The following is a 5926-nucleotide window of genomic DNA, read 5'->3' as shown; positions in this document are numbered from 1 at the left end:
CTAAACCTCTCACTCAGACTCGGAGGCACTGGAACACGGCAGACCACACCCCTACCCGTGCCCGAAATTTCCTGTATCTGCACTTCATCTAGGTCGAAGCAGCGCCCATATCTCTGATCTGGAGCGCGCCGGTCAGCACAGCGTGCGGCTCTCCAAGTCCGCGCCTGGAATCAACTCGGGCGCCGACGTTCTAGTGCGACGGAACCCCAAAACTCCCATTTGTCGACGTCTCCCAGCATCTCGAAATCTGAAAAGTCGGACACTTCGAACATCTGGCAAAGCAACACAGGCTCACATGCAACAGCTATCTGACAGCTTCCTCGAGCAGTCTACCGACTTCATAGCCATGGGCTATGTCGGAGGTGGTGTTTCGGGCCCGGTTTCCTGGATGACATCCCCGAGGGGGTCGCTCACCAGCCATATGCCAACACCAGCCAGCAATGCTAGATACGTTGATGCTCAGTAGAATTCGATCCAGCGCATCACACATCGAGCGCGGCCATTACAGTCCCGGGCATGCTCAGCTCTGAGCTGGAAGCGGCGACGTGTGAAGTTCTCTTTGAGGCAAGGGCAACGCTGTACGAACCATCATCGCGCTGCGGGCACACTATAAGCTAATTGCATGTCGCGCAAGCGGTTGCATCCGGTGACGGGTGTGCGGAGGGGTGGCTGGCTCAATGATCGGAGTGTCGTTGTCACCAGCCACGGTGATGGGTTCTGGCGCAAACAGTGTGATCAACTCGGCCGCAGTTGTTCTCCGGCATGGGGTGCATGGGCAGAATCCGCTTCGCAAGTCCAGCTTCGCCCTGCCGAAGCACTGGCGCTCGAGGGGCTTTCATTAATTGACGGTGCCGTCAGTTGGACGGTTGCTCCACGGCAGCATCAATCCGACCGTCACGGCCGCGAAGTCGTGTTGGAGGCCGGTGACGAACGAGTGTAGTACTGGGGCATCGGCACGGACTTCTGCGATCCACTCGGAGAGTTGCTCGCCGCGCAGGCCGCGCATCATGACCGTGAACGAGCCGATCTCGCGGCAGGTGGCCTCGAGTTCTCCTATCCGCGTCCGACACCCGTGTTCACTGCTTCGCAACCGACCGCGCTTCCATCGTCCCGCCCTCATGTCGACAGCGATCCGCCGGTGTTCAGGGCTGTCGATCCCCAGCTTCGGCTGCCCGGCAGCACATCCGGAAAAGCGAACCAAAGCGGATCACGAGATATCTTGCGCCAGTGACGGTTCAGGGGCGTTACTGGATATTGCCGCACCGTGGCAAGAGTCGGCCGACCCCAGCGCAGAGCAACCCGTTGCACACTGCGCACCCTCTTGACCGACACGGAGGCACCATCATGCCTGCTATCACTGCCGTCTCACCGTCCTCGGGTCCGTGGCTCTCACCGGCACCGGATTCTCCGGCGCCACCGCGGTAACCTTCGGCACCACCCCGGCGACCCTGTATCTCGTGCTGTCCGACACGCTGATTCTCGCGGTCACTCCCCCTGGGACCGGCACGGTGCAAGTCACAGTCACCACAACGGTCGGCACAAGGGCCGGGATACCCTTCACCTACGCCTGACCGCACCATTCGGATCCGGCGGAGCCGAGCCTCGATCGTCCTTCCCGGACGTGTGCACGAGACTCGGCTCCGACCCCACATGGTTCCCGGGGCGGTTAGGTCGGTGTGGTAGCTCGACAGCTGGGTCAGCTCGGCGATCAGATCGTCGGCGCACGAACCCTTTTCCGGCCGCGAGCACGCGCTGCAGGCGCAGATCAGCTGATGGGCTGGTGGCTGCGGACGCGCGGACCGGTGTGTGCAGGAAGGTGCTGGTAACCGTGCAGGGTGAATAGCGGCCGCCGCGTAGGCGGATCGGTCAATCGCAGGTCCGGAAACGCCTCGAACAGGGCGCGCAGGGCGTGCGCTGCTTCCATACGGGCCAGACCGGCGCCCAGGCACGCATGGCTACCGTTGCTGAAGGACAGGTGATTCTTGGCGTTGTCCCGGGTGATGTCGAAACGTGCCGGATCAGTGAACACGGCAGAGTCGCGGTTCGCACCGGCCAGCGATAGCACCACCGTCGACCCCGCGCGCAGCCGGACACCGCCGACCTCCAACGCTGTCCGGGTGGTGCGAGCGGTGGTCTGCACCGGCGGATCGATCCGGAGAATCTCCTCTACCGCATTGGGCCAGAGTTCCGGCTCAGCGCGCAACCGGTCCAGCTGATCGGGGTGGCGAAGCAGCCAGATGATGCCCTTGCCGATCAGGTTGACCGTGGTCTCGAAGCCTGCGGCCATCAGCAGGGTCGCCGACGCGCACAGTTCGTAGGTGGACAGATCGCCTGCGGTGACCAGGCTGCTGAGAATATCGTCGCCGGGTTCGGCGCGCAGGCGCTCGACGTGCTCGACGAGATACTGGTGCACCCGCTCCGAGGATTCCATCGCCCGCTGGTGCGTGCGCCAGGAGATTCCAAGGTCGAGCAACGGACTGATGTCATCGCCCCAACGCAGAAACATCTCGCGGTCAGAGTCCGGGAAGCCGAGCATCTCGGAGATGATGGCGATGGGCACCTGCGCCGCGTATCGCGCCACCAGATCGGTGGGCCCGTCGTCGGGGAGCGTCGAGAGCAGTTCCTCGGTAACCGTCTCGATCCTGTCGCGCAGCCGGGCGACGGCACGCGGGTTAAAGGCCGCGCTGACCGGTTTGCGCATCCGCGTGTGCTCGGGTCGGTCGATCACCAGCATCGACGGCGGATCGACAGGGGTCGGCGGGAGGGGCCGACGCTCCAGCGCGCGCAGAACAGGCTGCGGTATACCGAACACGGTCGGTATACCGACACCGAAACGGTTGTCGCGCAGTATCTCCCGGACCATATCGTGATCGAAGGTGATCCATACCGGAACGGCACGGTGCAACCCACCCTCCCCGCGCATCTCCTCGATCAGAGCGTACGGATTCTCGATACCCTTCGCGCTGCCGATCAACTGAGCGAACAGATCACCACGGCGGAGCGGTATCTTCTTGAACAGGCGGATCAACCCATGATTGTTCACCCACCGATACACGTAATGCGGTTTCATCGGGCCCCTCGGTCGTCGAATCGCGTCCCTGTGGCCGTAACGAATATCACAGGCATCGCTGGCGGAGTGGGATCTCGAGACCTGCCGTGGCAGAAGAGGTGGCCTTCAGACCGTGCGGATCACCGTTCGGTGGTACGCGTGACAACGACTTTCGACGCATTGTCCGCGCTGATCCGCGCCGCCGCCACGCTATAGCCCGCCGTCCCCACCGCCCTCGCGATCCAGCGCAGCCAGCGTCGCCACAGTCGCCAGCATCCGCACCACCGCCTCGAACCGGTCCGACAGGTGCATCAGCGGATTCGTACTCCACACGGTCGCGCCCGCCACACACGGACCGCGACGGGCGCTCCGCCGATCCATTCCCGGAACCTCGAAACCGTCTGGTCACGCATCGCCGCCGCAGGCACACGCCCGCATCCTGCCTACTCCGCTGGCTTTCCCAGGGCCTCGTGTGTGTTCTGCGCATCTTCTCAGCGGGCTCGTGCGTGCCGCCCAACTCCAGCCGGAACTGGCGGCTCAGTACGCCACGGTCGAGCACAACATCGGCCACCGATTCCGTCTGGATGTGTCCATGGCCGAGGTCATCGCTGAAGCCAATGCCAGCACGACGATACCCGCGATCGCCGATTGGAACCCCTGACCCGGATCGGACTAGCGGATGAAAGGAGCGCGCCGATGTTCGACGACGTCGATGGATTGTTTTCTTTGCCTTCACTTTTCGATGACGACGCGAAGCCGGTCTGCTGATCCTACGGTCTCGGGGTGGAGAGCACCGCAGCGGTTGTGCGGACGTTGTTGGATCCGGGGTTCCGGCCGCCGCAGTTGCGGGAGGATCTGTCGAATCTGATCGTGATGGTCGCCCAGACCGGCGATGAGTGGTCGAGCACTTGCGATCTGGTCGCCGAGCATGTCCTGCCGTTGCTGGCTCAGCGTCGGGTGCGGCTGGTCGCGCGAGCGGGTCCGAGCATCGCGGACGGGATCGTGGTCTTGCAGGACACCCGCACACCGCTACGGCTGCATCCCGACCGGACGAAAACGGCTTCTACCCGCTCAGTGCCGAGCACCGCCGCAACGGTGTCATGCCGACACTGAGTGGGCAGTGCACGTGCTCAGCCAAGGCAAAGGGGCAACCGCTCGATGCTTGGCGCGCAACCCATTTGGGTCACCAACCCTACATCCACGCGGTCGGGTTCAATGTCGAGGAGACCGTGCGGATCGCCCGCGACACCTCGGTCACGACGGGTGGGCGCCGTCACCCGATCTATCCGCTTCACACCGCGAACTGGTCCCGTGCACGGTGTCAGGGCTATTTGTTCGGGTTGTTCGGGGTGTGGTGGCCGAAATCGTGTTGCCGCCAGTGTTGTTTCGTGTCGGTGCCGAGCTGGCCGGACCAGCTCGCCCGCTACCGGGCCGCGCCTGGGGAGGCGTACAAGCATTTGGTCGATGAATTCGTGACCGTCGCGTTGAACCCAGTATTGTTTGGATCACGGATTACATAAGCGTTGGCGCCGTGCGGGTTCGGAGGCCAGGGCTACGTGGCGGCGATAGGATCGCCGGCTTGAAAACAAGCCGGTGGTCCGCGCCGACGGCGATCAGGTCGAGTTCCTCATCCAGCATCGTGAACGCCTGCCATGATTCTTGCTCGCCGACTGCTGCCTCACTGCAGGCTCGAGGACGACAAAGCGCACACTCACACACACCCGTGGAGCGGTTGTCCGCCAACCGATCTCGGACACTGCCAGAGCCAGCTCCGGCGACGCAGGCACATGCCGAATTGAGTATGTCCGTGTGGCGCTAGTACGCATCGGTGCTGCCGCCAGACCCCTGCGCACGAGCCCGTACCGGCCTGATATGAGCAGGTACGGGCACGTGCCGTTCAGCCGCAGTGCACTTTGAATACCTGCCACTCGTCATCACCGATGAGGCCGCCCCAGTCGATGCAATCGCCCTTTGCCTCGACCTTCACCGGACCCGCGAACTCGGTGTATTCAGCGTCGTCGACGACTACGGCGCGACTATCCCCTGACCGCCGGAGCCCGGCGCCCATCCGCACAGGTTTCCCCGGCCGGTCCCGGACGGTGACAACGCAATTGTTCTTACCGTTGAAGGTCAGAAAGGCGGTGCCACCGACGATGTCGTGCGAATCGATCACGTCATATCCCTTACCGCACTGACCACCGTAGGTGGCCGCGGATGCCGTCGCTGGGAGGAATACCGCCATCCCGGCAGTGATTCCGATTACGCTCGCACACACGGCAATTGTCTTCTTGGCGTTGATCACGTAGAAACCTCTTCTTCTTGACGTGCAGTCTCGCGTACGCGGGTAGCGCAAGATCTCCGAACAGCGCTCGACGCTATTGACACACCGTCGACGGCTTACCAGAAGAAACGCTGTGCACCACATGATGGTTCACTCTGTTTCGAAATTTTCCCGTTCCCCTCTGGCTGTCCGTGGAAGCATCGGACGACCGCAACCGACTCGCACCGCCCGAGAGTGATTCCATCTGCGTCAGTAGTTTGTCGTCGCGATCTGCGATCCCAGCAGGGATGCTGTCACCATCCGCCGTGCGGGCCGACCGACGATCTGTCTCGGCGCGGATCCGATCAAGGAGGGGCTGGACAGAGTGGGCAGGAGCAGAAGCCCAATACTTTTCGGGCACTGGTGCTACATCAAGCCCACGTCCACAACCCGGGAAGTCCTGATCGGATACGGTACGGGCGCCCTGTGGCTGACGTTCGTCATCGGTGTCGCCGTACCCGCCGCCGCAGTGCATGTCTGGTTGTCGACCGGCCTGGTCGCGGCAGGCACCTACTCCCGTTACCGGCCGACCGGGGCCTGAATCCGTTGCGTGTTGG

At 63.1% G+C, this 5926-nt stretch carries 8 protein-coding genes; 5 read left to right on the top strand and 3 right to left on the bottom strand.

The genetic code is table 11. From position 1 onward, the window contains the following. The first annotated feature begins 622 nt into the window (after positions 1-622). Both ACIBI6_RS00150 and ACIBI6_RS00145 read left to right on the top strand, forming a co-directional pair. Positions 623-940, top strand: coding sequence for a hypothetical protein (locus tag ACIBI6_RS00150; protein WP_396954845.1), 318 nt, complete (start codon positions 623-625; stop codon positions 938-940). 442 nt (positions 941-1382) lie between these two features. Beyond that, on the top strand, positions 1383-1571 hold the full coding sequence (locus tag ACIBI6_RS00145) for an IPT/TIG domain-containing protein (RefSeq protein WP_364354453.1): 189 nt from the start codon (positions 1383-1385) through the stop codon (positions 1569-1571). A gap of 194 nt (positions 1572-1765) precedes the next feature. Here ACIBI6_RS00145 and ACIBI6_RS00140 read toward each other — a convergent pair whose 3' ends face one another. Continuing rightward, the gene (locus tag ACIBI6_RS00140) at positions 1766-3070 is read right to left on the bottom strand and encodes a cytochrome P450 (protein WP_396954844.1); all 1305 of its coding nucleotides are present in this window, start codon (positions 3068-3070) and stop codon (positions 1766-1768) included. 189 nt (positions 3071-3259) lie between these two features. Next, the gene (locus ACIBI6_RS00135; protein ID WP_396954843.1) at positions 3260-3430 is read right to left on the bottom strand and encodes a hypothetical protein; all 171 of its coding nucleotides are present in this window, start codon (positions 3428-3430) and stop codon (positions 3260-3262) included. 91 nt (positions 3431-3521) lie between these two features. Between ACIBI6_RS00135 and ACIBI6_RS00130 the strand changes: the two genes are divergently transcribed. Further along, on the top strand, positions 3522-3710 hold the full coding sequence (locus ACIBI6_RS00130; protein WP_364354462.1) for a hypothetical protein: 189 nt from the start codon (positions 3522-3524) through the stop codon (positions 3708-3710). A 122-nt stretch (positions 3711-3832) separates the two neighbouring features. Next, positions 3833-4162: a hypothetical protein gene (locus tag ACIBI6_RS00125; RefSeq protein WP_396954842.1), complete on the top strand. Its 330-nt coding sequence runs from the start codon at positions 3833-3835 to the stop codon at positions 4160-4162. A 784-nt stretch (positions 4163-4946) separates the two neighbouring features. Here ACIBI6_RS00125 and ACIBI6_RS00120 read toward each other — a convergent pair. Next, complete coding sequence (locus tag ACIBI6_RS00120) at positions 4947-5351, bottom strand: spore-associated protein A (RefSeq protein ID WP_364354465.1); 405 nt, start codon at positions 5349-5351, stop codon at positions 4947-4949. Positions 5352-5694: 343 nt separating this feature from the next. On the opposite strand from ACIBI6_RS00120, the gene ACIBI6_RS00115 reads away from it, so the two are divergent. Next, positions 5695-5910, top strand: coding sequence for a hypothetical protein (locus ACIBI6_RS00115; RefSeq protein ID WP_396954841.1), 216 nt, complete (start codon positions 5695-5697; stop codon positions 5908-5910). Positions 5911-5926: the final 16 nt, after the last annotated feature.

The organism is Nocardia sp. NPDC050412, from assembly GCF_044458825.1.
Classification (GTDB): domain Bacteria; phylum Actinomycetota; class Actinomycetes; order Mycobacteriales; family Mycobacteriaceae; genus Nocardia.
The sequence above is the reverse complement of the archived record's forward strand: the minus strand, read 5'-3'. Positions and strand labels throughout refer to the sequence as shown.